This is a genomic window from Halorubrum sp. B52 (assembly GCF_059752555.1).
Genome location: NZ_MWTG01000008.1, coordinates 108,905 through 132,928, shown reverse-complemented (window position 1 = coordinate 132,928; position 24,024 = coordinate 108,905). Strand labels below are relative to the sequence as shown.

The window sequence follows — 24,024 nt, the reverse complement described above, 5'->3', positions numbered from 1 at the left end:
TCAGGCGTACGCGTCGTACTCCTCGCCGAACAGCGCGAAGTAGGCGACGCCGACGAGCCCGACCGCGCTCGCGAGTCCGAACGCGACGACGGGGTCTCCCGCGACGGAGATCCCGGTCCCCGGCACCGCGAACCCGCCGTAGATCAGGCCGCCGAGCGCCGCGCTCGGGATGACGACCGCGTTGCGGAGGAGGTAGTACGAGCCCGAGACGCGACCGCCCGTGTCGCGCTCGGCGGGACCGACGATCAGCGCCTTGTGAGCGGGAAGCCCGGCGAACCGGAGCCCGGAGAACGCGAACAGCGAGACGACGAGCGGCGCGGTCAGGGGAGTGTCGGCGGGGACGTTGATGAGGAGCGCCGGGAAGACCGCGTACACGAGGAAGCCGAGCGCGACGACCGGCTTGAGCCCCACGCGCTCGGCGGCCCGCGCCGCGGGCGGCATGGAGACGAGCGCGACCGCCATCTCGATCGCCAACAGCACGCCGAAGAAGGCCGCCGGCGACAGGGAGAGGGGGCCGACGTCGAGCCCGACCTCGAGGAACTGCGTGATCACGATGACGAAGAAGACGTACACCATTCCGTTCGCGAACCGCACGAGCGTGTCGGCGACGAGCAGCGGGCGGAGCTCGGGCGGGAGGCTCCGGAGGTCCGCGACCACCTCGCTCACGCCCTCGAACTCCTTCCCGAGCGTGTCCTCGCTGGCGTCGTAGAGCGCGTGCTGGAGCGCGGTGGCGACGACGCCGAAGAGGAGGGCCACCGCGAGCACGTACTGGAAGCTCACGGTGAAGTCGGCGGCGTACTGGATGATCCCCGCCGCGATCAGCGGCCCGATCAGGAACGCGGTCCGTCGGAACACCTCCGTGCTCGCGAACCCGCGCGCCAGCCGCTCCGGCGGGACCGACTGCTTGACGATCGCGAACGTCGCGCCGAGGCCGAACGACTTCCACGCCTGCGCGAGGAAGAGCCCGACGAAGATCCAGATCCACGGCTCGAAGACGACGCCGACGACCGTCACGGTCCCGAGGGTCGGCGCGACGAGCCACACGCCGAATCCGAGGCTCGATAACAGCCCGAACAGCGTGAGCGCGACCCGCGACCCGATCCGGTCCGAGAGCCGCCCGCCCGGGTACGGGTAGGCCGCGCCGATGACGTTGCCGACGGTCCCGAACAGCCCGATGACGAACGCGCTCGCGCCCAGCGCCGACATGTACTCCGGGACGTACCGGTTCGTCATCTGGAATCCCAGACTGAACGCGAACATCGCGAGCGACAGGACGAGCACGTCCCGCCGCAGCGAGAAGAACTGACGGAACGGGTCGAGGAGGTCGACGTCGTCCGCGTTGCCCATGCCGATACCTCCGCCGAAACGGTCTTTAATACACCGGCGATACGGCCGAGCGAGGCGATGCGGCGCGGAGCGGTTCGATCGTAACCGGTTTTGTTTATAGTATCTGAGTATTCAAATATCCGAAAACGGTTGCCGCACAATAGTGTGTGATTTAATTACATGCGATATCTTGTGTAATATGCACGAAAGTGTTGCAGACTACGTGGCAGAGCACCCGAAGATGGCCGGCGTCCTGTTCACCGCGCTCCTCCTGCTGACGCAGGCGGCGCCCGCGGCGGCGAATGCTGGAGTTGCGAATCCTGGACCCTAACCGATAGAGAATTCATCGGTCCACTGTAGCTCATCATCAACAAAAATCGGCAACATTTCCAAATCAAAAAACCGAGCCAGATCAGCATCAGTCACTTCTCTGCAGACAATAGTGGACGGGATATAATGATCATCATTAGTGTTTTTGAGATTAAGTGTTGCAAGCGAACCGACCCCATGGTTTCGGTTGGGGAAAACTTCTGCAGACAGATCCCAATCACCGCCATTGGATCTTGACATACTGGCTACGATCGCCATACCGCTCCGATTTTGACAAATCGTCGCTGCTCCATCCCCCACGACGATGTACTGGTGTCCGGTGATCAGCTCGCGTTTCGCCACGTGGAGCGCGGTGCGGAGGTTGAAGCCGCTGTTCATCAGGCGCGCGATGATCCGACCGAGCTGGGTCGCCGGCGAGTTCGCCACGTCCGAGAGGGTGACGATACCGCCGCGGGAGCCGCGGTGGACGAGGGCCTCGCCCTGGCGGTAGGACTGGCAGGCGTTGAGCAGGAAGGCGCTGATGCCGACGTCGAGGTCCTCGTCGGTCAGGTCGAGGTAGTCGTCGGTACACTGCATCCCGCGGTGGTCGACGTGGCCGACGTAGTGGAGGAAGTCGACGTCGGACTCGAGGACCTCGCGCATCTCCGCGCGGGTGAGGTCGTGGCGCACCTCGATGTCGAACTGGACCATGTCGCGGAGGCCGTACAGGTCCGCGACCTCGCCCTCCTCGCGCATCTGCTCGTCGTTGCAGACGACGAGCACGGAGATCCGCGACTGCTCGACCGCGCCGGCCTCCAGCCGGCGGTGGTACGCGTCGAGGGTGGCCTTGTTGGCGTCGAGCGGGACGCCGTCGCCGACCCACGCGTGCTCGACGGTGTCGACCGGCTCGGGCTGCACGAAGTCGGCGTCGGCGGGAACTGCGCCGCGGTCGGCAGCGGCGTCGGCGCCGCGAGAGACGCCGGCGTCGGCGGGCACCTCGCCGCGGACGGGCTCGCTCCCGGCGCTCCCGCGGACGAACTCGTCCGGACCGAGGGACGCCGGGCGCGGAGTCGAGTCCGTTCCCGGACCGCGGAGGAATCCGACGCCGCCGCCCTCGCCGGCGGTCACCGGCGTGGCCGTCTCGGGCGACCGGACGATCGACAGCTCCCCGGCGACGAACGGGAGCATCTCGACGTTGCCGGGGTCGGGCCGCACGTCGGTCGTCAGCGTCCACTGCGGGAGCTCGGGCTCGATCCGTTCGAAGGGGACCGCGAGGTACTCGCCCAGCCGCTCCGCGAGCGGCAGGTCGTACAGGCGGCCCCAGTCGAGGTCGAGGTCGGTCGTCTCGCGCTCGTGGAGGTCGACCGGGTAGAACCCCTCGGTGCGGACGAGACAGTCGAGGTGGAACGACTGTCGCAGGATCTCGGCGGTCCGGCGCTCGAAGTCCGGCTCCAGCGAGTGGCTCCAGCCGTCGCCCTCGATCCGGGGCTCGTTCCCGGGGACGACGTCGGCCGCGAAGTAGTACGCGAGCGAGACGACCGGGTAGAGATACTCGTACGCCGGCGGCACGACGATCCGGACCCCGGAGTCGAGCGGTTCGATCCGGTCGGGGACGCGGAGCTCGTCGCCCGGCTCGATCAGCGGCGGGTGTCCCCGGAGGGTGGGGAACGACCGCTCCGGGCTCGTCGTCTGAAGCGCGGATCCGAGCAGCGAGACGGCCTCCATCAGCGACTCGGGGTCGGTGGGCGTCTCGATGGTCCCGGCGGGCACCTGGTGGAGCGACCGGAACCCGAGCGTGACCTCGCTCGGCGCGTCGAGGCCGATCCGCGTGGTCCGCTCCGTCGTCGACACCGAGAAGCCGGCGTCGAAGGCGAGGTAGAGCTTGGTCGGCGCGGGATCGATCCCGACGTGATACGTCCCGTCGGGCATGCAGTAGGAGTCCCCTCGGGTGAGCAGCGTCCCGTCGCCGGCGCGTGTCTCGACGACCGCGACGCGCGGGATCTCGACCGACGCGGTCTCGACGGTGACGCTGGCGTCGACCGGGAAGTAGTGGGCGTCCTCGGGGGTCGCCACCGGATCCACTGCCCGATCGGTGTACACCTCGAACTGGGTGTTCTCGATGTGGTCCGTGACCGTGAGTCCGGCGTCGTCCGGTAGCGGGTCGATCTCGATGCTCATGTGAGGGAGCCGTGCCCGACGGCGGGTCGGGCGGGCCGGATCGCCGGGATCCGCTCCGACCGGGCGAAACGTCTGCCGGTCCGGCGCGCTCGGCGAACGCGACCTTCGGTACCGACTTCTCGACCGAGACGGCGATAAAGCTTGTGTCGGGTGATCGCCGCGGACCGAACGGATAAAGGGGCGCCCGGCCCACGTTCGCGTAATGATCACGCTTGGAACGGCCCGCGCCCCGCCGGGTGAGACGGACACGGGCCGTCTCGAAGTGGGGGAGACGCGGGACGGGAGCCCCGTGCGGCTGCCGGTCGCCGTCATCAACGGCGCGACGGACGGGGAGACGCTGTACGTGCAGGCGGTCAGCGACGGCGACGAGCTCAACGGGCTGGGAGTCGTCAACCGCGTCGTCCCGCGGATCGACCCGACGGAGCTGTCCGGCGCGGTCCTCGTCGTCGGCATCGTCAACTACTTCGGCTTTCAGGTGGCGGAGCACCGGAATCCGATCGACGACCGGAAGATGAATCGGGGGTACCCCGGCGACGAGGACGGGACGACGAGCGAGCGGATCGCGCACGCGACGTTCCGGGCGGCGAAGCGCGCGGACCGCATCCTGGACCTCCACCAGGGATCGACCAGCCGGATGATAAACGAGACGCGGGTGCGGTGCGGGATCCGCCACCGCCTCCACGGCGACTGCCTGGAGCTCGCGAAGGTGTTCGGCTGCGGGCACGTCCTCGATATCAAGGGCCCGGACGGCCAGCTCGCGCGGGCCGGGCCGGAGCACGGGATCCCGACGATCGACCCCGAGCTCGGCGGCGCCGTCGGCTGGGACGAGGAGTCGATCCGGTACGGCGTCGAGGGCGTGTTCAACGTGCTCAGACACTACGGCTACCTCGACGGCGACGTCGACCTCGAACGGCAGGTCCGGGCGCGCGGGTTCGACCAGTACGGGTCGCCCGCGGGCGGGCTCGTCAGGTTCGAGCGCGACCTCGGCGAGCGCGTCGAGGCCGGCGACGCCCTCTTCGAGGTGACCGACACCTTCGGCGAGCTGAAAGGGCGGGTGACCGCCGACGACGACGGGATCTTCTGGCGCACCCGGCGGCTCCCGCAGGTCGCCGCCGGCGAGTACGTCTGCTCGGTCGGCACCAACGTCGACCGCTACTGATGTCGGCCGACGACGACCCGGAAGAGAGGGGCCCCACTCCGAGGCGTCTCGCCTGCTCCGACTGCGGTCGCACCGTCGCCGACCGGTGGCGCTGCGAGTGCGGCGCTCCGCTGAACTTCGCCGACCCGCCGATTCCGAACTTCTCGGCCACGGACCCGGACCGCCCGGCACCGGGTCCGGAGGGGAACGAATCTCTCGACGCCCGAGACGGGCTCTGGGCGTTCGCGGCGTTCCTCGCGGTCGGCGACGACCCCGCCGACCGGGTGACGCTCGGCGAGGGGATGACCCCGCTCGTCGACGCCGACGGACCGGGAGCCGCCGCGGTCGACGGGGACGAGCGTGGCGCCGACGCGTCCCCGTGGAACGCCGAGTTCAAGCTGGAGTACGTCTTCCCGACCGGCTCGTTCAAGGACCGCGGCGCGACGACGACGCTCACGCGGGCCCGCGAACTCGGCGTCGGCCGGGTCGTCGAGGACTCCTCCGGCAACGCCGGCGCGGCGATCGCGACGTACGCGGCCCGAGCGGGGATCGACGCCGCGGTGTACGTCCCGGCCGACGTGAAGGAGTCGAAGCTCCGCGCGATCCGCCGCGCGGGCGCGGAGCCGGTCCGGATCGAGGGGAGCCGCGCTGACGTGACCGACGCCTGCGTCGCCGCGCTCGGCGCGGACGGGGGCGAAGGGAGCGGCGGGGGCGAGGGGGGCGGGAGATCCGAGGCGGCCGCGTGGTACGCCAGCCACGCCTGGAATCCGGCCTTCTTCGAGGGGACGGCCACGGTCGCCTACGAGATCGCCTTCCAGCGCGGCTGGGAGGCCCCGGATGCGGTCGTCGCCCCGCTCGGCCACGGAACCATGTTCCTCGGCGCGTACCGGGGGTTCCGGCGGCTCGAACGCGCCGGCCGGATCGATTCGGTCCCGCGGCTGTTCGGCGCGCAGGCGGCCGGCGTCGCCCCGATCGTCCGGGAACTGCACGGACCGGAGGCGGCCGACCCCGACGGGCGCGTCAACGACGCCGCCGACGGGATCCAGATCGCGGAGCCGGTTCGTCTGGCGGAGATCCTCGACGCCCTCGCCGAGACCGACGGCGACGCGCTCGCGGTGACGGAGTCGGCGGCGGAGCGCGAGCTCGACCGGCTCCACCGGGCGGGCTTCTACACCGAGCCGACCTGCGCCGTCGCGCCGGCCGCGCTCCGCGCGCTCCGCGAGCGCGGGACCCTCGCACCCGACGACGACGTGGTCGTCCCGCTGACCGGCAGCGGGCTGAAGGGCTGATTCCGCCGGTCAGCCGTCGCCGTCGGCGGCGCGACTCCGTCGCGGTCCGCCGCCCCTCGCACCGTCACCCCTTTTCAGTCGCGCCCCGTGGGAGCGCACATGGAGGTCCTCGTCTACGGCGCCGGCGCGCTCGGCGGCCTGATCGGCGGGCTGTTGGCCCGTAGCCACGACGTCACCCTCGTCGGGCGCGACCCGCACATGCGGCGGATCCGGGAGGACGGGCTCCGGATCGACGGGGAGATCGACGCCCACGTGCACCCCCGGGCGCTCACCGACGGGACGCACCGCAGCGCCGACCTCGCCCTCGTCACGACGAAGGCGTACGACACGGACGCGGCGGCGCGGGCGCTCGCGACCGGCGAGTACGACGCGGTCTGCTCGCTCCAGAACGGGCTCACGGAGGAGCGGCTCGTCGCCGCGCTCGACCCGACCGTGCTCGCCGGCACCGCGAGCTACGGCGCCGTCCTGGCCGAGCCGGGCCGGGTGACGTGTACGGGGGTCGGCGAGGTCGTCGTCGGCTCGCTCGCCGGCGGTCGGGACCCGCTCGCGGAGCGCGTCGGCGGCGCGTTCGACGAGGCCGGGATCGAGACGACGGTCGCCGCGGACATGCCCCGGCGCCGGTACGAGAAGCTCGCGGTCAACGCGGGGATCAACGGCCCCTCGGCGCTCGCGCGCCTCACCAACGGCGCGACGCTCGACGGGCCGGGCGGCGAGGTCGCGCGCGAGGCGGCCCGCGAGGTGGCCCGCGTCGCGCGCGCCGACGGCGTCGCCCTCGGCGAGGACGAGGCGGTCGCCGCCGTCGAGCGGGTCGCCGCCGACACCGCCGCCAACCGCTCGTCGATGCACGAGGACGTCGCCGCGGGGCGTCGGACCGAGGTCGACGCGATCTACGGCGCCGTCGCCGACCGCGCCGACCGCTTCGGGACCGCGGCGCCGACGTGTCGGACCCTCGCGTCGCTGATACGGGCGTGGGAACTCGGAGAAGGGGTCCGCGAGTCGGCGTGACTGCGGCGGGGATCGGCGGGCCGAGCGGTCGTCGACCGCCGGCGAGCGGCTACCGCTTCAACACCACTCCTCGAGGACGGTCGCGTCGGTCTCGTCCACCGAGACCCACGCGTTCTCCCGCGAGACGTCCGCGATCACGAGCTCCGGTCGCGACGCCGACGAGTCGATCGACGCCATGATGTCCGGGGAATCGTCGGCGTCGAGCGTCGGATCCGCGGGCAGCGCCGTCGGACGGTGATCGGGGTCCGGGTCGTCCCAAGGAGTGGAACTCCGTGACATGATTGTCAATTGTTCACAGTAGGTATAAGCGTTCCGAACCGCAGCCGTCCGCAGTCGGGGAATTCCGGTTCGAGTGAGCGGATCGACGGCGAATCCGGTCTGAAACCGTCGATCCGATGGGTTCCGATGCGGGTTGGACGTCGATCCGACGGACCGGTCGGATCCCTGTCGGATGCGTACGTCTGTCCGAGGACCGGACCGCGGCCGCGGACACGTCACCGCTCGGGGAGGTCGAAACCCGCCGGCGGTGGTCGAACCGTCCCCCGCGCCGCCGCCGGCCACCTTCGCAGTATACAAGAGGTGCCACGCTGAAAGACGGTGCATGAACGTGTCAGACGCCATGACGCCGCGGTCGGATCTCGTCGTCGTCGAGATTCCCGGGAGCCGGAACGACGTGCTGGAGTACATCCAGGAGTACGGCTTCTCCTCGGTCCCCGTCGTGAAGGACGTCGACGGCGACGAGGTGTACCGCGGGCTCGTCACGCGCGACGACCTCATCGAGCAGCCCGACGAAGACCAGCTCGCGCTGCTGATGCGGGAGGTGCCGACCGTCGGCGCTGACGGCGACATCGTCGACGCCGCGGCCACGATGGTCGCCGAGAGCTCCCGCCGGCTCCCGGTCGTCGACGGCGAGTCGCTCGTCGGCATCCTCACCGTCACCGACGTGATTCGGGCGATCGCTCGCGGCGAGATCGACGGGGATCGCGAGGTCGGCGGGCTCGCGACCCACGCGGTCAACGCGACCCACACGGAGACGCCGCTGCCGGTCGCCGAGCGGGAGATCGGGCTCGCGAACGTCCCCTACGCGGTCGTGCTCGACGACGACGCGGGGATCGCCGGCATCCTCACCGAGGTCGACATCCTCGAGGTCGCCCGCGTCGTCGAGGGGGAGGCGAGCACGGGCGACTCCATCGCCGAGCAGGACTCCGAGTGGTCCTGGGAGGGGGTCAAGGCGACCGGCGCGCGCTACCTCCCGACCCGCAACGTGGAGATCCCCGGAGAGGCGACCCGCCACTTCATGACCGAGGACCTCGTCACCGTCAGCGGCACCCGGACGGCCAAGGAGGTCGCCCAGGAGCTCATCAGCAACGACATCGAGCAGGTCCCCCTGGTCAACGGAACCGACCTCGACGGCATCGTGCGCGACGTCGACCTGCTGGAGGGCCTCTAGATGGCCGCGGACGACCTCGTCGAGCTGGCGAAGCGGCGGGGGTTCTTCTTCGGCTCGAACGGCGCGTACGGCGGGACCGCCGGCTTCTACACCTTCGGCCCGCAGGGCGCGGCGCTGAAGCGCAACCTCGAGGACGCGTGGCGCGACCGGTTCACCATCCGCGAGGGGAACCGCGAGATCGAGGCGCCGACGGTGATGCCGGAGGCCGTCTTCGAGGCCTCCGGCCACCTGGAGGGGTTCGACGACATGCTCGTCGAGTGCGGCGAGTGCGGCGAGTCCCACCGCGCCGACCACCTCGTCGAGGCCGTCACCGACATCGAGGACGCCGAGGCGCTCCCCGGCGAGGAGGTCGAGGCCCTCATCGCCGACAACGAGATCGCCTGTCCCGCCTGCGGCACCCCCCTCGCCGGCGAGCCGGTCGAGGCCTTCAACCTCATGTTCGCGACCGACATCGGGCCGGGCGACGGCCAGCCCGGCTACCTCCGCCCGGAGACGGCCCAGGGGATCTTCGTCGAGTTCCCGCGCCTGAAGGAGTACGCCCGCGGCAACCTCCCGTTCGGGATCACCCAGATCGGCCCCGCCTACCGCAACGAGATCTCGCCGCGCGGCGGGCTCCTCCGGCTCCGCGAGTTCACGCAGGCCGAGTTAGAGCAGTTCATCGACCCCGAGGAGGACGAGCCGCCGCTGGACCGCGTCCGCGACGTCGACGTCCGGCTGTACCCGGCGACCGAACAGGAGGCCGCCGACGGCGACTACGTCGAGACGACGGTCGGCGAGGCGGTCGACGAGGGGATCATCGGCTCCCCGTGGGTCGGCTACTACCTCGGCGTCGCCAAGGAGTGGTACGAGCGCGTCGGCGTCGACACCGACCGGTTCCGGTTCCGCCAGCACCTCGCGGGCGAGCGCGCCCACTACGCGGCCGACTGCTGGGACGCGGAGAGCGAGGTCGACGGCGACTGGATCGAGATCGCGGGCTTCTCGTACCGCTCCGACTACGACCTCTCGAAGCACGGCGAGTACGGCGACGACTCGTTCACCGTCTTCAAGCGCTACGACGAGCCGAAGACGGTCGAGCGCGCGACGGTCGACCCCGACATGTCGGTCCTCGGCCCCGAGTTCGGCGGCGACGCCGGCGCGGTCGCCGACGCGCTGGAGACGCTCGCGGAGCGCGACCCCGACGCCTTCGACGGCGAGACGGTCTCGGTCGACGCGAACGGGGAAACCCGTGACGTCGACGCCGACGTCGCGAACTTCGCCGTCGAGGAGACGACCGAGAGCGGCGAGCACATCACGCCGCACGTCGTCGAGCCCTCCTTCGGCGTGGGGCGCACCGTCCAGACGCTGCTCGCACACGGCTACCGCGAGGACGAGGTCGACGGCGAGGCGCGGACGTACCTCTCCCTGGAGCCCGAGATCGCGCCGCAGGACGCCGCGGTGTTCCCGCTGGTGACGAACGACGACCGGCTCGTCGACCTCGCGGACCGGGTCGCGAGCGACCTGCGCGCGGCCGGCCTCGCGGTGGCGTACGACGACTCCGGCTCGATCGGGCGGCGCTACCGCCGGCAGGACGAGGTCGGCACGCCGTTCTGCGTCACGGTCGACCGCGACGGGATCGAGGGCGACGGCCCCGACACCGTCACCGTCCGCGAGCGCGACTCGGCCGTGCAGGTCCGGGTCCCCGCCGACGACCTGGCCGGCGAGCTGGCCGCGCTCCGCGCGGGCGACTCGTTCGACGCGCTGCTGGACCGGTACGAGACAGTCGAGACCGACGTCGAGACCAACTGACCCGTGCCCCTTCCGGCGGCGGAGTGGCGGGCCGAGGTGGAGTTCGAGCGGCGGCTGGTCCACGCCGGGGGGACCCTCTACCCGGTCCCGTACCTGCTCGGCTGGTTCACGTGGACGGAGACGCGTTACTTCCTCGTGGCCGCGCTCGCCGTCGTGCTCACCCTCGAATTCCTCCGGCTCGTCGTCGGACTCGACCACGCCCTCTACCGGAAGCTCACCCGGGAGTACGAGTCGGACGCGCTCGCGGGGTACGCGCTGTACCAGGTGAGCATGACCGGCGCGGTCCTCCTCTTGGAGCCGACGCTCGCGATCCCCGCGATGTGGATGCTGTCGGTCGGTGACCCCGTCAGCGGCGCGCTCGCGGACAACGAGGCCACGGAGGCGAAGCGGCCCGCCGCGTGGATCGCGATGTTCCTCGTCTGCTTCGGACTCGCCGCCCCCTTCACCATCCCCGCGTTCGGCCCCGACGTGGGGGTCGTCGTCGCGATGGCGGGCGCCGGTCCCGCCGCCGTCGCCGACGGCCTCCCGCCGATCGTCCGCGGCGTCGCCGTCGACGACAACCTCACCATCCCGCCCGCCGCCGCCAGCGGGATGCTCCTCGCGATCGCGGTGTTAGGGTAGGGCGCGGTGCGGACCGCAGATCGTTGGCGAGTGTGAGGTCGCGATGGCTATTTATTGACAAACGATTGCGGTGGCGCGTGCCTGCGAGCGCCCAGCGGGCGCGAGGAGCACGCGCGAGGGAGTCGGTGGTCCGGAGCGACGCGGAGGACCACCGACGAGGCTGGGGAGGTGTGAGGCTGCGGTGCGGAGCAGTTGGGTGGGACTCAAAGGGGCAGTCGCGAAGACGGCGCAGGCGACGCAAGCACCGCAACGAGGGAGCGATAGCGACCGAGTGAGGCGCGCAGCGAGCGTGCGCCGTCTTCGCGACTGGGGCTTTGGTGGTGTTCTCCGCAGAGCTATCGATCACGTATCGCCGCCCGACTGGGGCTTTGGAGGTCTCCTTTAGGTCGTCGGTAGCAACGACTCAAAAACAGCCGACTGCGCGACGACTGAACTGATTGCACCGCTCGCTAACCGACCGGGACGAGCCGACGAGAACCGCGGACAAGAGACCGCTTACGTCGCGCGGCGTTCCTTCGCCTTCGGGCGGAGGTTCGTGTAGCCGCACTTGCGGCAGCGCTTCGCGTCGGGGGCGTTGCGGGCGTTACAGCGCATGCAGATCTGCCGGTCGAGGTTGCGGCGTTCCGCGGCGTCGAAACTGGCCATACGGCTACTGTCGCGGCGACGCTGTAAAAGGTTGCGAGACGCGGCGGCGTCCGGCGTCACCGCCGTGCGCCCGGATCAGACGGGTCGTTCGAGCCTCAGGCGCCGGCTTCGGAGAGCGCGGCCTCGATGTCCTCGCGCTGGGTGACGCCGACGAACCGGTCCACGACGCCGTCGTCGTTCTCGATGATCAGCGTCGGGAGCGAGCGTACCTGGTACTGGTTGGCGACGTCCTGCTCCTCGTCGACGTTCACCTTCTGGAGCTCGAAGGCGTCGCCGAGGTCCTCCTGGATCTCCTCCAGGATCGGGTCCTGCGTCTTACACGGGCCGCACCAGTCAGCGTGAAAATCCAGCAGTCGAACAGTCATTATCCGGCCTGTTCTACCGTCGGACCGCGCATAAGGGTTTCCCACTCGTGCACGCGCCCGACAGGCTGCGGCCCGTCGGTCGCCGAGGCGACTGCGACCCGTCGGGCGCCGAGAGGCCCCCGAACCCGCCGACCGCGTCTGCGACCGCGAGCGAAACGTTTAGAACGCCGCGCGGACCACCATCGGGTATGAGCAGTGGTTCCAACTCCGGCGGGCTGATGTCCAGTGCGGGACTGGTCCGCTACTTCGACACCCAGGACCGGGACGCGATCGCGATGAGCCCGAAAACCGTCCTCGCGTTCTGCGTCCTCTTCGGCACCTTCGTGCAGATCCTCTCGCTGACGGTCGCGTAACGCGTCGATTCTCCCGGCCGAACGCCTCCCGACCGACTGGCCGAACGCTCCCCACCGACCGCCCCGTAGCGCGCCCTTTTTGCCCGTCCCCGACCGAGTCGGTTCCATGAAAGCAGGCGTCATCGCCGTGCAGGGCGACGTGGCCGAGCACGCCGCCGCCGTCCGGAACGCCGCGGCCGCCCACGACGAGCCCGCCGAGGTCGTCGAGGTCCGCGACGCCGGGATCGTGCCCGACTGCGACGTCCTCCTCATGCCGGGCGGGGAGTCGACGACCATCTCGCGGCTGATCCGCCGAGAGGGGATCGACGCGGAGATCCGCGAGCACGTCGCGAGCGGGAAGCCCGTGCTCGCCACCTGCGCCGGCCTCATCGTCTGCTCGCGGGACGCGAAGGACGACCGCGTCGACGCGCTCGGGCTCGTCGACGTCTCCGTCGACCGCAACGCGTTCGGCCGCCAGAAGGACTCCTTCGAGGCGAAGGTGCCGATAACCGGGCTCGACGACCCGTTCCACGCCGTGTTCATCCGCGCGCCGCTCATCGACGAGGTGGGCGATGACGTCGAAGTGCTCGCGACCGTCGACGACCGGCCGGTGGCGGTGCGCGACGGCCCCGTCGTCGCCACCGCGTTCCACCCGGAGCTCACCGACGACTCGCGGGTCCACGACCTCGCCTTCTTCCCCGAGCGAGAGGTGATCGCGTGAGCGATCCCCGGGCGGGTGACGAGCACACGGATACGAGCGACGAGGCCGTCCTCGACGAGCTGTTCGCCACCATCGAGTCCCGGAAGGCGGAGCTCCCCGAGGGGTCGTACACCGCCTCGCTGTTCACCCACGAGAAGGGCGAGAACGCCGTCTTAGAGAAGATCGGCGAGGAGTCGACCGAGGCCATCCTCGCGGCGAAGGACGACGACCTCGACGAGCTCACCGCCGAGAGCGCCGACCTCGTCTACCACCTGCTGGTGCTGCTCGCGATGAAGGACCTCGACCTCGACGACCTCCGCGGCGAGCTCCGCGAGCGGTTCTGACCGCCTCGCGTTCGACGCCTACCGCTTCCGCTCGTCACCTACCGCTCCCGCTCGAGTTCGCGGTCGAGCTCGTCGAACTCCTCCGTTTCCAGCTCGCTGGCGATACGGCGCTCGAACTCCTCCTCGCCGATCTGTCCCTCGACGTACTGCCGGCGGAGCCGGTCCTGTCGGCTCTCCGGCGCGTCGTCGGTCGTCGACGAGGACGACCACGACTCGCCGAGAGAGTCCGTGTCGACCGAGGCGTCGTCGCCCCCGAGGAACCACGATCCGGCCCGATAAGCGACGTAGACGACCCCGGCGAGAACGGCGAGCGTGACGATCCCGGAGACCACCGCCCACGCGAGGCTCAGGATCGCCGAGACGACGGAGACGAGGAGGCTGACCCCGATCAGGACCGCGAGCGCGATCGCACCGTAGTAGAGGACCTTCTTCCCGTCCATACCGGGGAGTGACGCGTCCGAGCGCAAATACCTTCGGCCGGGGTCGGTCCGAGACCGTCTCGCCGTCAGAAGACTTATTCTCGGGGGTATTCGTTACATTCGGAAATGGTACCGGAATCGCGAACCCGACCGAGACGCGTTCCCGTGAGGTCCGACGGGGGCCCGCCGTGACCGAGGACCCCGACCGCCGAACCGTCGACCGCCGGACCGTCCTCGGCGCGCTCGCGGGCGCCGGGAGCGCCGCGGTCGCCGGCTGCTCCGGCTCCGAGCCCGACGACGCGTCGACCGCCACACTGGACTCCGACCGGCTCGACGAGCTCGCGGCCCGGTTCGCGCCGACGCTGTACTTCGACGCCGCGGAGCCGTGGTTCCCCACCGACCCGCGGCCGTACGCGACCGAGGAGGACGGCGAGACGGTCGTCGACGGCTTCGCGGCGTTCGACGGCTACCACGAGCGGTTCGACGAGGCGGGCGAGCCGCCGGACCCGACGGTGTTCTACAACGGCGTCCGGTACGAGGACTCGCCGCTCGCGGTCGTCCAGTTCTGGTTCTACTCCGCGTTCGACCAGTTCACCGCGAACTTCCACTGGCACGACTGGGAGGTGCTCCACGTGTTCGTCGACCTCGACACGGGCGAGCCGCAGCTGTACGTCGCCAGCTCGCACTCCCGGAGCGTCCCGAACAACGAGTTCCTCGACCCGGACCCGGACGTCGTCCCGCGGATCCTCCCCGAGCTCGGCTCCCACTCCAGCACCCTCTCGGTCAACGAGATCCCCGACCGCTTCCAGCGCGTCGGCGAGGAGGGGATCCTCGCGGACATCACGAACACGACGATCGACACCGTCGAGGACCTCCTCGGGATCCCCATCGCGTACGGGCTCCCCCGCGACGAGGGGGCTCGGCTCCCGTTCGTCGTCCCCGAGTACGAGGGCGCGCCGATCTACGAACACCCCGACCTCCCGTCGGTCACGGAGGAGTCGCTGGTCGACGGGGCGCTCACCGTCCGGTCGCTCGCCGCGCTGCGGTCGCCCCCGACCGACCTCCCGCTCCGGGAGACGGGGATCGCCTTCCGCCACGCCGACCGGGAGGACGCGCTCGCGGACGAGACCGTCGACGAGGTCGTCGGCTACGAGCTCGTCGAGAGCGCCGAGCTGGAGGACATCGCGGCGTTCACCGGGCCGCAGCTCAGCTTCGAGTTCGCCGTCCCCGAGGCGGTCGAGGACGCCGTCGCGAGCCACATCACGACCACGGGCGTCCCGTGGGAGCAGCCCCGCTACGAGAGCCCCGCGCTCGACGTCACCGCCGGGAATCACCGCGCCGAGCTCGCCGCCCGATACGACGCCATCGCCGACGACGAGTCGTTCGGCGCCGAGGCGGCCGGCGCGCTCGACGCGGTCGTCGCCCGCGTGACGCGGGCGACCGAGACCGACGAGGCCCCCGACGGCGAGGGGCTGACGACGACCGACGCGGGCGTCGAGTCGTTCGTCCTGATCGAGAGCGACCCCGAGGCCGTCCCGACGTTCGCCGGCGGGATCGCGGTCGCGAACGGGATCCCCGAGGGGGACCACCGGCTGACCGTCAACGGCGCCGGGCGGGCGCCGCACAGCGAGGAGCTGACGGTCTCGGCCGACGAGCCCGTGACGGCCGCCGGCGTCGACGGCGAGATCCCGCTCGTCGCCCGCGAGGACGCGCGGAAGGTGGAGCTGTCGGACGCCGAGAGCGACGTCGACCTGACGCGGACGGCGATAGAGGACGACTTCGCCGGCCGGATCTACGACTCCGCGATCGACGGGAGCGACGCGGCCTACGTCCACGCCGGCGGCGCGTACACGACCGAGGTCCGCGACGACGACGACGAGATCGGGGCGTACCGCGTGAACCCGGACCCGACGGTGGCCGGCGGCGACGGGGGAGGCGACGACGGGGACGGTTCTGACGACGGCGACGCCGACGGGACCGACCCGATCCGGATCGAGCGCCCGGAGACCGGGGCGGCCCCGCTCGCCGGCTACGTCGCCGACGTGGCCGAGGAGACGCGCGCCGCGGTCGCGGCCGCGGCGGCGGAGAGCGATGGCGGCGACGATGACGACGACGGAAGCGACGACTCGGGCGGCGGCTCCGGCGGTAACGGTGGTAGCTCCGACGGCAGCCCGTCGAACGCAGTCAACGGGCTCGAACGCGCCCTCGCCGCTGCGGTCGAGGCCGCGGAGCGGGCCGAGGAGCGCGCCCGCGAGGGCGACGGCGAGGGGACGGAGCGCCAGCTGGCGAACGTGCTCGACCGGATCGCGCGGATCGAAGAGCGGCTCGCGGCGGCGCGCGAGGGGCTCCCGCCGGGGCTCGCGAACGCGACCGGAAAGCGGGTCGAGCAGGCGACGAAGCGTGTCGAGCAGGCGCAGAACGCCGGGAAGCTGTAAGCGGCCGGGCGGATCCCCCGCGTCGCCGACGCGCCGCCGTCCCGACCCTCGCCCACGAGGCGGTGTGCCACGCCGCACCAGTGGATGGAAAGCTATACGACGCCGACCCGACCACGAGTATATAAGCAGATGTCTCAGGAGGGTTACGACCACACCGCGGTCGAAAATCGGTGGCAGGAGGCGTGGGAGGACGCCTCCGTGTATCACACGCCGGACGAGGCCGACGACCCGACGTACGTGCTGGGGATGTACCCGTACCCGTCCGGGAAGCTCCACATGGGTCACGTCCGCAACTACACCATCACGGACGCGTACGCCCGGTACCGCCGGATGCGCGGCGACGAGGTGCTCCACCCGATGGGGTGGGACGCGTTCGGCCTCCCCGCCGAGAACGCCGCCAAGGAGCGCGACACCAACCCCCGCGACTGGACGTTCGACTGCATCGACACGATGCGCGGGCAGATGAAGTCGATGGGGTTCGGCTACGACTGGGACCGGGAGATCACCACCTGTACCCCGGAGTACTACCGGTGGAACCAGTGGCTGTTCACGCGCTTCGCCGACGCCGACCTCGTCGAGCGGCGCGACGCCGAGGTGAACTGGTGTCCCTCCTGCGAGACCGTCCTCGCCGACGAGCAGGTCGAGGGCGACGCCGAGCTGTGCTGGCGCTGCGACACCCCCGTCGAGACCCGCGACCTCGATCAGTGGTTCCTGAAGATAACCGAGTACGCCGACGAGCTGTTGGAGGCCATCGACGACCTGGAGGGGTGGCCCAACTCGGTGCGCCAGATGCAGCGCAACTGGATCGGACGCCAGTACGGCACCACTCTCGATTTCGAAGTGGAGGGTCACGGCCCCGTCGAGGCGTTCACCACCCGCGTCGACACCGTCCACGGTGCGACGTTCTTCGCGCTCGCGCCGGACCACCCGATCAGCGAGGAGCTGGCCGCCGAGGACGACGCGGTCCACGAGTTCGTCCGCCACGAGGCCGACCCGGACGGCGACGAGCCGAACGGCGTCGAGACGGGCCTCACCGCCACGAACCCGGCCACGGGCGAAGAGATCCCCGTCTTCGTCGCCGACTTCGTCCTCTCGGACGTGGGGACCGGCGCGCTGATGGCGGTGCCCGGCCACGACGAGCGCGACCACGCGTTCGCGGAGAAGATGGGCGTCGAGATCCGCCCCGTCGTCGCGCCGGAGCCGGACGACTGGGACGGCGAGACGGTCCCCGAGGCGCCGGACGTGAGCGAGGCGGCGTTCACCGACGACGGCGTGCTGATCGACTCCGGCGAGTACAGCGGCCTCGACAGCGAGACCGCGCGCGAGCGACTCACCGAGGACATCGAGAGCGCCGAAGAGAGCACCCAGTACCAGCTGCGCGACTGGGGGATCTCCCGCCAGCGCTACTGGGGCACCCCGATCCCGGTCGTCCACTGCGACGACTGCGGCCCGGTGACGGTCCCGGACGAGGACCTGCCCGTCGAGCTGCCCGAGTTCATCAACACCACCGGGAACCCGCTGGACGCCGCCGAGGAGTGGAAGGCGACGACCTGTCCGGAGTGCGGCGAGCCGGCGACCCGCGAGACCGACACGATGGACACGTTCGTCGACTCCTCGTGGTACTTCCTGCGCTACGTCTCGCCGGGCCTCGACGACGCCCCGTTCGACTTAGAGCGCGCGAACGACTGGATGCCGGTCGACCAGTACGTCGGCGGCATCGAGCACGCCGTGATGCACCTGCTGTACTCCCGCTTCTTCACCAAGGTGCTCGCCGACGAGGAGGGGCTCGACCACCGCGAGCCGTTCACGAACCTGCTGGCGCAGGGGATGGTCCAGCTGGAGGGCGAGAAGATGTCCAAATCGAAGGGGAACGTCGTCTCTCCCCAGCGGATCGTCGACGAGTACGGCGCCGACACGGCCCGGCTGTTCATGATGCAGGCGGCCCAGCCCGAGCGCGACTTCGACTGGTCCGAGGAGGGCGTGCGGTCGACTCACCGCTTCCTGGCGCGGCTCACCGACCTCGTCGAGGGGTACGCCGCGAGCGGCGTCGAAACGGACGACGGCGACGCCGAGGCCCCGGACGCCGACAGCGATGAAATCGACGACTACGTCGCCGACGAGGTCGACGCCGCCGTCGCCATCGCGGGCGACGAGTACGACGACCTCACGTTCAACGTCGCGCTCCGCGAGGCGCAGGACCTCGTGGGGACGCTGCGGAGCTACCGCGGGCACTCCGACCCGGACCCCGACACGTTCGAGCGCGGGCTCGGTGTCGCCGTCCGCCTGCTCGCGCCGGTCGTCCCGCACCTCGCCGAGGAGCTGTGGGAGAGCCTCGGTCGCGACGGGTTCGTCGTCGAGGCCGACTGGCCGACCGCGACGGTCGACCGCGAGACGGTCGAGCGACGCCGCCGACTGGTGACCAACACCCGCGAGGACGTGCGCGACATCGTCGAGGTCGCCGGCATCGAGGACCCCGAGCGGATCGACGTCGTCGTCGCGCCCGACTGGAAGTACGACGCGCTGGAGATCGCGATCGACAGCGACGCCGACAACCTCATCTCCGAGCTGATGGGGGAGAGCCACATCCGCGAGCGGGGCGACGACGCCGCCTCGTACGGCCAAGACCTGCAGGCGAACCGCGAGGCCCTACAGGAAACCCTGTCGGGCGACGACGAGTACGAGGCGCTGCGAGCGGCCTCGTGGCTGATCGAGCGCGAGTTCGACGCCCCGGTCCGCGTCGAGCGCGCCGCGGACGCCGACGACGCGGTGGTCCGGAAGGCCGAGCCCGGCCGGCCCGCGATCGACATCGTCGAGTAGCGACCTGCGGCATTTTTAAACGACTCCGGCGCCCCGGAAGCGATTAGTCGGCGGCGACACCCGAACCCGTATGGACGACCCCTACGCCCCCGCCCGCGACGCCCTCGTCGGCGACGGGCTCGGTGGCGGCGCGGCCGACGGTGACGCGCGCGAGTTCGACGACGCCGACCCCGCCGTCCTCGCCGCCCGCCTCGACGACGACGATCCGCTCTCCGCGTTCGCGGACCGGTACCACGTGCCCGGCGACCGCTTGTATATGGACGGCAACTCGCTCGGCCCCGCGAGCGACGACGCCCTCGCGAGCCTCGACCGCGTCGTCGACGAGTGGCGCGAGCTGCTCATCGGCGGGTGGACCGACGCCGACCCGCCGTGGTTCTCGGTGGGCGAGCGGCTCGGCGACGCGCTCGCGCCGCTGGTGGGCGCGGACCCCGACGAGGTCGTCGTCGCCAACTCGATCACCGTCAACGTTCACACCCTCGTCGGCACCTTCCTCGACGAGCTGCTGGCTGGGAACGCCCCCGAACGAGAGGGGATCGAGGCGGCCGACGGGAGTTGGGACCCCGACGTCGAGCCCGCCGTCCTCGTCAACGAGCTCGACTTCCCCTCCGACCACTACGCGATCCGCGCGCAGCTCCGGGGGCGCGGGATCGACCCCGACGAGAAGCTCCGCGTCGTCGAGAGCCGGGACGGGCGGACGATCGACCCCCGCGACGTTGAGGGTGCACTCGACGCGCACGGCGACGTCGGGATCGTCTTCATGCCGACCGCGCTGTACCGCTCCGGCCAGCTGTTCGACGTCGAGCGAATCGCCGACGCGGCCCACGCGGCCGGCGCGTACGCCGGCTTCGACGCGGCCCACTCCGCGGGCGCCGTGCCCCACGAGTTCGACGCGGCCGGCGTCGACTTCGCGGTGTGGTGCACGTACAAGTACCTCAACGCGGGGCCCGGCGCCGTCGGCGCGCTGTTCGTCGCCGAGCGCCACCACGGGCTCACGCCCGCGCTGGCGGGCTGGTGGGGCCACGAGAAGGCGACCCAGTTCGAGATGAACATGGAGTACACCCCGGCCGACTCGGCGGGCGCGTGGCAGATCGGGACGCCGCCGCTGCTCGCGGCCGCGCCGCTGGAGGGATCGGTCGAACTCCTGCGGGAGGCCGGAATGGACCGTCTCCGGGCGAAGTCGCTCGCGCTCACCGACTTCCTGATCGCTCTCGTCGACGACCGACTCCCTGAGGTCTCGGTCGGCACACCGCGCGAGCACGCGGCCCGCGGCGGCCACGTCGCCCTCGAGCACCCCGACGCCGAGCGACTGAGCGCGGCCCTCAAAGCGCGCGGCGTGATCGTCGACTTCCGTCCGCCGAACGTGGTTCGGGTGTGTCCGGCCGCGCCGTACACCTCGTTCGCCGACGTGCTGGCGGTGGTCGACGAGATCGAAGCGATCCTCGACTCGGGGGCCCACGAGGAGTACGCGACGAACGAGGGCGGCGTGACGTAGGCGGCGGCGAGGAGCGCGGCCAACGCGAGTCCGACACCCGCCGTTGCGTCTCACACAGCCACGCGGCACGGGTCGGTGTCGACCGTCGCTCAGATCGCGTCAAGAAGGTCGTCGCGTCGGACGTAGAGGACGGCGAGTCCGGCGATGAGCAGGCCGATCCCCCACCAGAGGGAGTCGCCGGGCAACAGAACGAGCAGTAGCGTCACGATCCCGGACGTGAGAAGCGACCAGCCGACCGTTGTCTGATACGTCATACGAGCGATAGACGTTCATCACAAAAAATAATGATTGATTGCTGGCGCGGGCGCGAGTCGCGATCTCCCTCGACCGGAGTCCACACAGCGACGGGCTTAATCGCCCGAGCGCCCAACGTCCGACGATCAGCTAATGGCGGAACCGTCGGGTATGGACGCGTTCGCGCACCTCGGGAGCGAGGTGCGCGAGGCGCTCTCCGAGCAGGGCTTTTCCACCCCCACCGAACCCCAGCGCGAGGCGATCCCGCCGCTCGCCGAGGGGAAGAACGCCCTCGTCCTCGCCCCGACGGGCACCGGGAAGACGGAGACCGCGATGCTCCCCGTCTTCGACGCGATCGTCGAGGCCCGCGATTCGCCCGGCGACCAGCCCCGCGAGGGGATCTCGGCGCTCTACATCACCCCGCTCCGCGCGCTCAACCGCGACATGATGGACCGGCTGGAGTGGTGGGGCGACCGGCTCGGCGTCGAGGTCGCGGTGCGTCACGGCGACACCACGCAGTACGAGCGGTCGAAGCAGGCCGACGATCCGCCGGACGTGCTTATCACGACGCCGGAGAGCCTCCAGGCGATCCTGACGGGCTCGAAGATGCGGGTCGCCCTGGAGGACGTCACGCACGTCGTGATCGACGAGGTCCACGAGCTCGCCTCCGCGAAGCGCGGCGCCCAGCTGACGGTCGGGCTCGAACGCCTCCGGCGCGTGGCGGGGCCCTTCCAGCGCGTCGGGCTCTCCGCCACCGTGGGGACCCCGGAGGAAGTCGGGAGGTTCCTCGTCGGAAGCGGGAAACGCGACCCCGACCGCCCCGGCGATCGCGAGTTCGAGATCGTCGAGGTCGCGGCCGGGACGCGCACCGACGTGCGGGTGCTCGACCCGGAGATCACGGACCGCGACTCCACGCTCGCCGGCGAGCTGGCGGTCGACGAGACGACCGCGAGCCACGTCCGGACGATCCGCGAGATCGTCACCGACCACGAGTCGACCCTGATATTCGTCAACACGCGCCAGACCGCGGAGGCGCTCGGCTCGCGATTCAAAACGCTCGCGGAGCGGGAGCGGGAGACGGGCGGAGGCGGCGGGGCGGACGACGGGGACGCCCCCGACCCCACCGAGATCGAGGTCCACCACGGCTCGCTCTCGAAGGACGTCCGGATCGACGTGGAGGACCGGTTCAAGGCGGGAGAGATCGACGGGCTCGTCTGCACCTCCTCGATGGAGCTCGGCATCGACGTGGGGCGCGTCGACCACGTGGTCCAGTACGGGAGCCCGCGCGAGGTCGCCCGCCTGCTCCAGCGCGTCGGGCGCGCGGGCCACCGCCGCGATCTGGTCTCGGAGGGGACCGTCGTGACGCAGGGGGGCGACGACACGCTCGAGGCGCTCGCGATCGCCCGGCGCGCCGACGTCGAGCTCGTGGAGCCGGCCGCCATCCACCACGGGAGCCTCGACACCGTTGCGAATCAGATCGTGGGAGTCGTGATGGACGAGGGCGACGTGCACGCCCGGGTGGCGTACGACGTGATCACGAGCGCCTACCCGTTCCGGGACCTCTCGGAGCCGCAGTTCCAGGAGGTCGTCCGCGAGCTCGACGGCAACCGCCTGCTGTGGCTCGACGAGGAGTCGGACACCCTCGAGAAGTCGGGCGGGACGTGGCAGTACTTCTACGCGAACCTCTCGATGATCCCCGACGAGTCCACCTACGACGTGTACGACATGTCCTCGCGGCGGCAGATTGGGACCTTAGACGAGCGGTTCGTCGTCAACTTCGCCGGCCCGGGCGAGACGTTCATCCAGCGCGGTGAGATGTGGCGGATCACCGAGGTCGACGAGGAGGAGGAGCGCGTGAACGTCACGCCGATCGCCGACCCCGCGGGCGAGGTGCCCTCGTGGATCGGTCAGGAGATCCCGGTCCCGAAGCCCGTCGCCGAGGAGGTCGGGCGGATCCGCGGCGAGGCCGCCGAGGCGCTGGCGGCGGGGTCGACCCCCGAGGCGGTCGCGGCCGACCTCGCCGAGCGCTACCCCGCGGACGAGGGGACGATCGCGAGCGCCCTGAAGCCGGTCGTCGACCACGTCGACGCCGGCCACCCCGTCCCCACCGACCGCCGGATCGTGATCGAGGGGAGCGCCCGCACGGTCGCGGTCAACGCCGCCTTCGGCCACGAGGTCAACGAGACGCTCGCGCGGCTGCTCGCGGCGCTCGTCGGCCAGCGCGCCGGCTCGTCGGTCGGGATGGACGTCGACCCGTACCGGATCGAGTTCGAGGTGCCGCACGGCGTCGACCCGGGCACCTTCCGCGAGGTGTTGGAGACGACCGATCCCGACCGGCTGGAGGCGTACCTCGAACTCGCCTTGAAGAAGTCGGACGCGCTCAAGTTCACGCTCGCGCAGGTCGCCGCGAAGTTCGGCTCGGTCAAGCGCTACCGCGAGGGGCGAGGCCGGTTCGGCGGCGACCGCCTGCTCGCGGCGTTAGAGGGGACGCCCGTCTACGACGAGGCGCTCCGCGAGGTGTTCCACGCCGACCTCGCGGTCGCGGAGACGGCCGAGCTGCTGGCGGACCTCCAGGACGGCTCGCTTGAGACCGACATCGCCCGCGAGCGCACGCCGCTGGGGACCGCCGGGCGCTCCGCGGGGACCGAGTTCCTCGTCCCCGAGAACGCCGACGCCGACGTGATCGAGACGGTCCGCGAGCGCATCCGAAACGACCGCGTCATCCTCTTCTGCCTCCACTGCACCGACTGGCGGCGCACGACGAAGGTGCGGCGCGTCCCCGACCGGCCGGAGTGTCCGGAGTGCGGCTCGACCCGCGTCGCCGCGCTGAACCCGTGGGACGACGAGACGGTCGCGGCGGTCCGGGCGGGCGAGAAGGACGAGGAGCAGGAGCGTCGCACCGAGCGCGCTCACCGCGCCGCGAGCCTCGTCCAGACGCACGGGAAGCGGGCCGTGATCGCGCTGGCGGCGCGCGGCGTGGGGCCGCACAACGCCGCGCGGATCATCAACAAGCTGCGCGAGGACGAAGACGAGTTCTATCGCGACGTGCTCCGGCAGGAGCGCGAATACGCGCGGACGCAGTCGTTCTGGGACTAGATCGATACCCGAATCGAGACGGCGATTCGGTCGGTTGTTTATAA

21 protein-coding genes are annotated in these 24,024 nt (G+C 70.9%); 14 read left to right on the top strand and 7 right to left on the bottom strand.

From position 1 onward, the window contains the following. Nucleotides 1-1,347, bottom strand: coding sequence for an MFS transporter (locus B4V04_RS06390; RefSeq protein ID WP_498230167.1), 1,347 nt, complete (start codon nucleotides 1,345-1,347; stop codon nucleotides 1-3). Nucleotides 1,348-1,525: 178 nt separating this feature from the next. On the opposite strand from B4V04_RS06390, the gene B4V04_RS06385 reads away from it, so the two are divergent. Then, nucleotides 1,526-1,657 (top strand): DUF7503 family protein, encoded by a 132-nt coding sequence (locus tag B4V04_RS06385; RefSeq protein ID WP_498230166.1) that lies wholly within the window; start codon nucleotides 1,526-1,528, stop codon nucleotides 1,655-1,657. On the opposite strand, the gene B4V04_RS06380 is transcribed toward B4V04_RS06385, so the two are convergent. After that, a complete protein-coding gene (locus B4V04_RS06380; protein WP_498230164.1) occupies nucleotides 1,654-3,813 on the bottom strand; it encodes a caspase family protein in 2,160 nt (719 codons plus the stop codon). The two genes, B4V04_RS06385 and B4V04_RS06380, sit on opposite strands and share 4 nt — an antisense overlap. A 202-nt stretch (nucleotides 3,814-4,015) precedes the next feature. Here B4V04_RS06380 and B4V04_RS06375 point away from each other — a divergent pair, with 202 nt between their 5' ends. From B4V04_RS06375 to B4V04_RS06365, 3 genes are all read left to right on the top strand, one after another. Next, a complete protein-coding gene (locus tag B4V04_RS06375; protein ID WP_498230162.1) occupies nucleotides 4,016-4,972 on the top strand; it encodes a succinylglutamate desuccinylase/aspartoacylase family protein in 957 nt (318 codons plus the stop codon). Continuing rightward, nucleotides 4,972-6,240 (top strand): pyridoxal-phosphate dependent enzyme, encoded by a 1,269-nt coding sequence (locus tag B4V04_RS06370; protein WP_498230160.1) that lies wholly within the window; start codon nucleotides 4,972-4,974, stop codon nucleotides 6,238-6,240. The genes B4V04_RS06375 and B4V04_RS06370 overlap by 1 nt, the downstream gene beginning before the upstream one ends. 99 nt (nucleotides 6,241-6,339) lie before the next feature. Next, on the top strand, nucleotides 6,340-7,245 hold the full coding sequence (locus B4V04_RS06365; RefSeq protein ID WP_498230158.1) for a ketopantoate reductase family protein: 906 nt from the start codon (nucleotides 6,340-6,342) through the stop codon (nucleotides 7,243-7,245). Between the two features lie 57 nt (nucleotides 7,246-7,302). Here B4V04_RS06365 and B4V04_RS06360 read toward each other — a convergent pair whose 3' ends face one another. Beyond that, the gene (locus tag B4V04_RS06360) at nucleotides 7,303-7,524 is read right to left on the bottom strand and encodes a DUF7556 family protein (protein WP_144799768.1); all 222 of its coding nucleotides are present in this window, start codon (nucleotides 7,522-7,524) and stop codon (nucleotides 7,303-7,305) included. A gap of 322 nt (nucleotides 7,525-7,846) precedes the next feature. On the opposite strand from B4V04_RS06360, the gene B4V04_RS06355 reads away from it, so the two are divergent. Genes B4V04_RS06355 through B4V04_RS06345 form a run of 3 tightly spaced genes read left to right on the top strand, consistent with a single transcriptional unit; the run spans nucleotide 7,847 to nucleotide 11,101 of the window. Continuing rightward, nucleotides 7,847-8,695: a CBS domain-containing protein gene (locus B4V04_RS06355; protein WP_498230155.1), complete on the top strand. Its 849-nt coding sequence runs from the start codon at nucleotides 7,847-7,849 to the stop codon at nucleotides 8,693-8,695. After that, a complete protein-coding gene (gene glyS, locus B4V04_RS06350) occupies nucleotides 8,696-10,480 on the top strand; it encodes a glycine--tRNA ligase (RefSeq protein WP_498230153.1) in 1,785 nt (594 codons plus the stop codon). 3 nt (nucleotides 10,481-10,483) lie between these two features. Further along, nucleotides 10,484-11,101 carry a dolichol kinase gene (locus B4V04_RS06345; protein ID WP_498230151.1) on the top strand — a complete coding sequence of 206 codons (618 nt, stop codon included), beginning with the start codon at nucleotides 10,484-10,486 and terminating at the stop codon, nucleotides 11,099-11,101. 495 nt (nucleotides 11,102-11,596) lie between these two features. On the opposite strand, the gene B4V04_RS06340 is transcribed toward B4V04_RS06345, so the two are convergent. Both B4V04_RS06340 and B4V04_RS06335 read right to left on the bottom strand, forming a co-directional pair. Next, nucleotides 11,597-11,746 carry a 50S ribosomal protein L40e gene (locus tag B4V04_RS06340; RefSeq protein ID WP_144799772.1) on the bottom strand — a complete coding sequence of 50 codons (150 nt, stop codon included), beginning with the start codon at nucleotides 11,744-11,746 and terminating at the stop codon, nucleotides 11,597-11,599. Nucleotides 11,747-11,841: 95 nt separating this feature from the next. After that, nucleotides 11,842-12,111 carry a thioredoxin family protein gene (locus B4V04_RS06335; protein ID WP_008002506.1) on the bottom strand — a complete coding sequence of 90 codons (270 nt, stop codon included), beginning with the start codon at nucleotides 12,109-12,111 and terminating at the stop codon, nucleotides 11,842-11,844. Nucleotides 12,112-12,299: 188 nt separating this feature from the next. On the opposite strand from B4V04_RS06335, the gene B4V04_RS06330 reads away from it, so the two are divergent. The 3 genes from B4V04_RS06330 to hisE all read left to right on the top strand — a co-directional run bounded on the left by B4V04_RS06330 (nucleotide 12,300) and on the right by hisE (nucleotide 13,487). After that, nucleotides 12,300-12,464: a preprotein translocase subunit Sec61beta gene (locus B4V04_RS06330; RefSeq protein ID WP_144799773.1), complete on the top strand. Its 165-nt coding sequence runs from the start codon at nucleotides 12,300-12,302 to the stop codon at nucleotides 12,462-12,464. A 106-nt stretch (nucleotides 12,465-12,570) separates the two neighbouring features. Next, nucleotides 12,571-13,164, top strand: a complete 594-nt coding sequence (gene pdxT / locus B4V04_RS06325; RefSeq protein ID WP_498230149.1) for a pyridoxal 5'-phosphate synthase glutaminase subunit PdxT — start codon at nucleotides 12,571-12,573, stop codon at nucleotides 13,162-13,164. After that, nucleotides 13,161-13,487 carry a phosphoribosyl-ATP diphosphatase gene (hisE, locus tag B4V04_RS06320; protein ID WP_498230147.1) on the top strand — a complete coding sequence of 109 codons (327 nt, stop codon included), beginning with the start codon at nucleotides 13,161-13,163 and terminating at the stop codon, nucleotides 13,485-13,487. Before pdxT ends, hisE begins: the two co-directional genes overlap by 4 nt. A gap of 38 nt (nucleotides 13,488-13,525) precedes the next feature. Here hisE and B4V04_RS06315 read toward each other — a convergent pair whose 3' ends face one another. Beyond that, nucleotides 13,526-13,927: an SHOCT domain-containing protein gene (locus tag B4V04_RS06315; protein WP_498230146.1), complete on the bottom strand. Its 402-nt coding sequence runs from the start codon at nucleotides 13,925-13,927 to the stop codon at nucleotides 13,526-13,528. A 167-nt stretch (nucleotides 13,928-14,094) separates the two neighbouring features. Here B4V04_RS06315 and B4V04_RS06310 point away from each other — a divergent pair, with 167 nt between their 5' ends. From B4V04_RS06310 to kynU, 3 genes are all read left to right on the top strand, one after another. Then, the gene (locus tag B4V04_RS06310) at nucleotides 14,095-16,341 is read left to right on the top strand and encodes a hypothetical protein (protein ID WP_498230144.1); all 2,247 of its coding nucleotides are present in this window, start codon (nucleotides 14,095-14,097) and stop codon (nucleotides 16,339-16,341) included. Nucleotides 16,342-16,470: 129 nt separating this feature from the next. Next, on the top strand, nucleotides 16,471-19,158 hold the full coding sequence (gene leuS / locus B4V04_RS06305; RefSeq protein ID WP_498230142.1) for a leucine--tRNA ligase: 2,688 nt from the start codon (nucleotides 16,471-16,473) through the stop codon (nucleotides 19,156-19,158). A 70-nt stretch (nucleotides 19,159-19,228) separates the two neighbouring features. After that, nucleotides 19,229-20,650: a kynureninase gene (gene kynU, locus B4V04_RS06300; protein WP_498230140.1), complete on the top strand. Its 1,422-nt coding sequence runs from the start codon at nucleotides 19,229-19,231 to the stop codon at nucleotides 20,648-20,650. An 89-nt stretch (nucleotides 20,651-20,739) separates the two neighbouring features. Here kynU and B4V04_RS06295 read toward each other — a convergent pair whose 3' ends face one another. After that, entirely contained in the window at nucleotides 20,740-20,904 is a 165-nt protein-coding gene (locus B4V04_RS06295) for a hypothetical protein (RefSeq protein ID WP_498230139.1), read from the bottom strand. A gap of 133 nt (nucleotides 20,905-21,037) precedes the next feature. Here B4V04_RS06295 and B4V04_RS06290 point away from each other — a divergent pair, with 133 nt between their 5' ends. After that, nucleotides 21,038-23,980 (top strand): DEAD/DEAH box helicase, encoded by a 2,943-nt coding sequence (locus tag B4V04_RS06290; protein ID WP_498230137.1) that lies wholly within the window; start codon nucleotides 21,038-21,040, stop codon nucleotides 23,978-23,980. Nucleotides 23,981-24,024 lie beyond the last annotated feature (44 nt).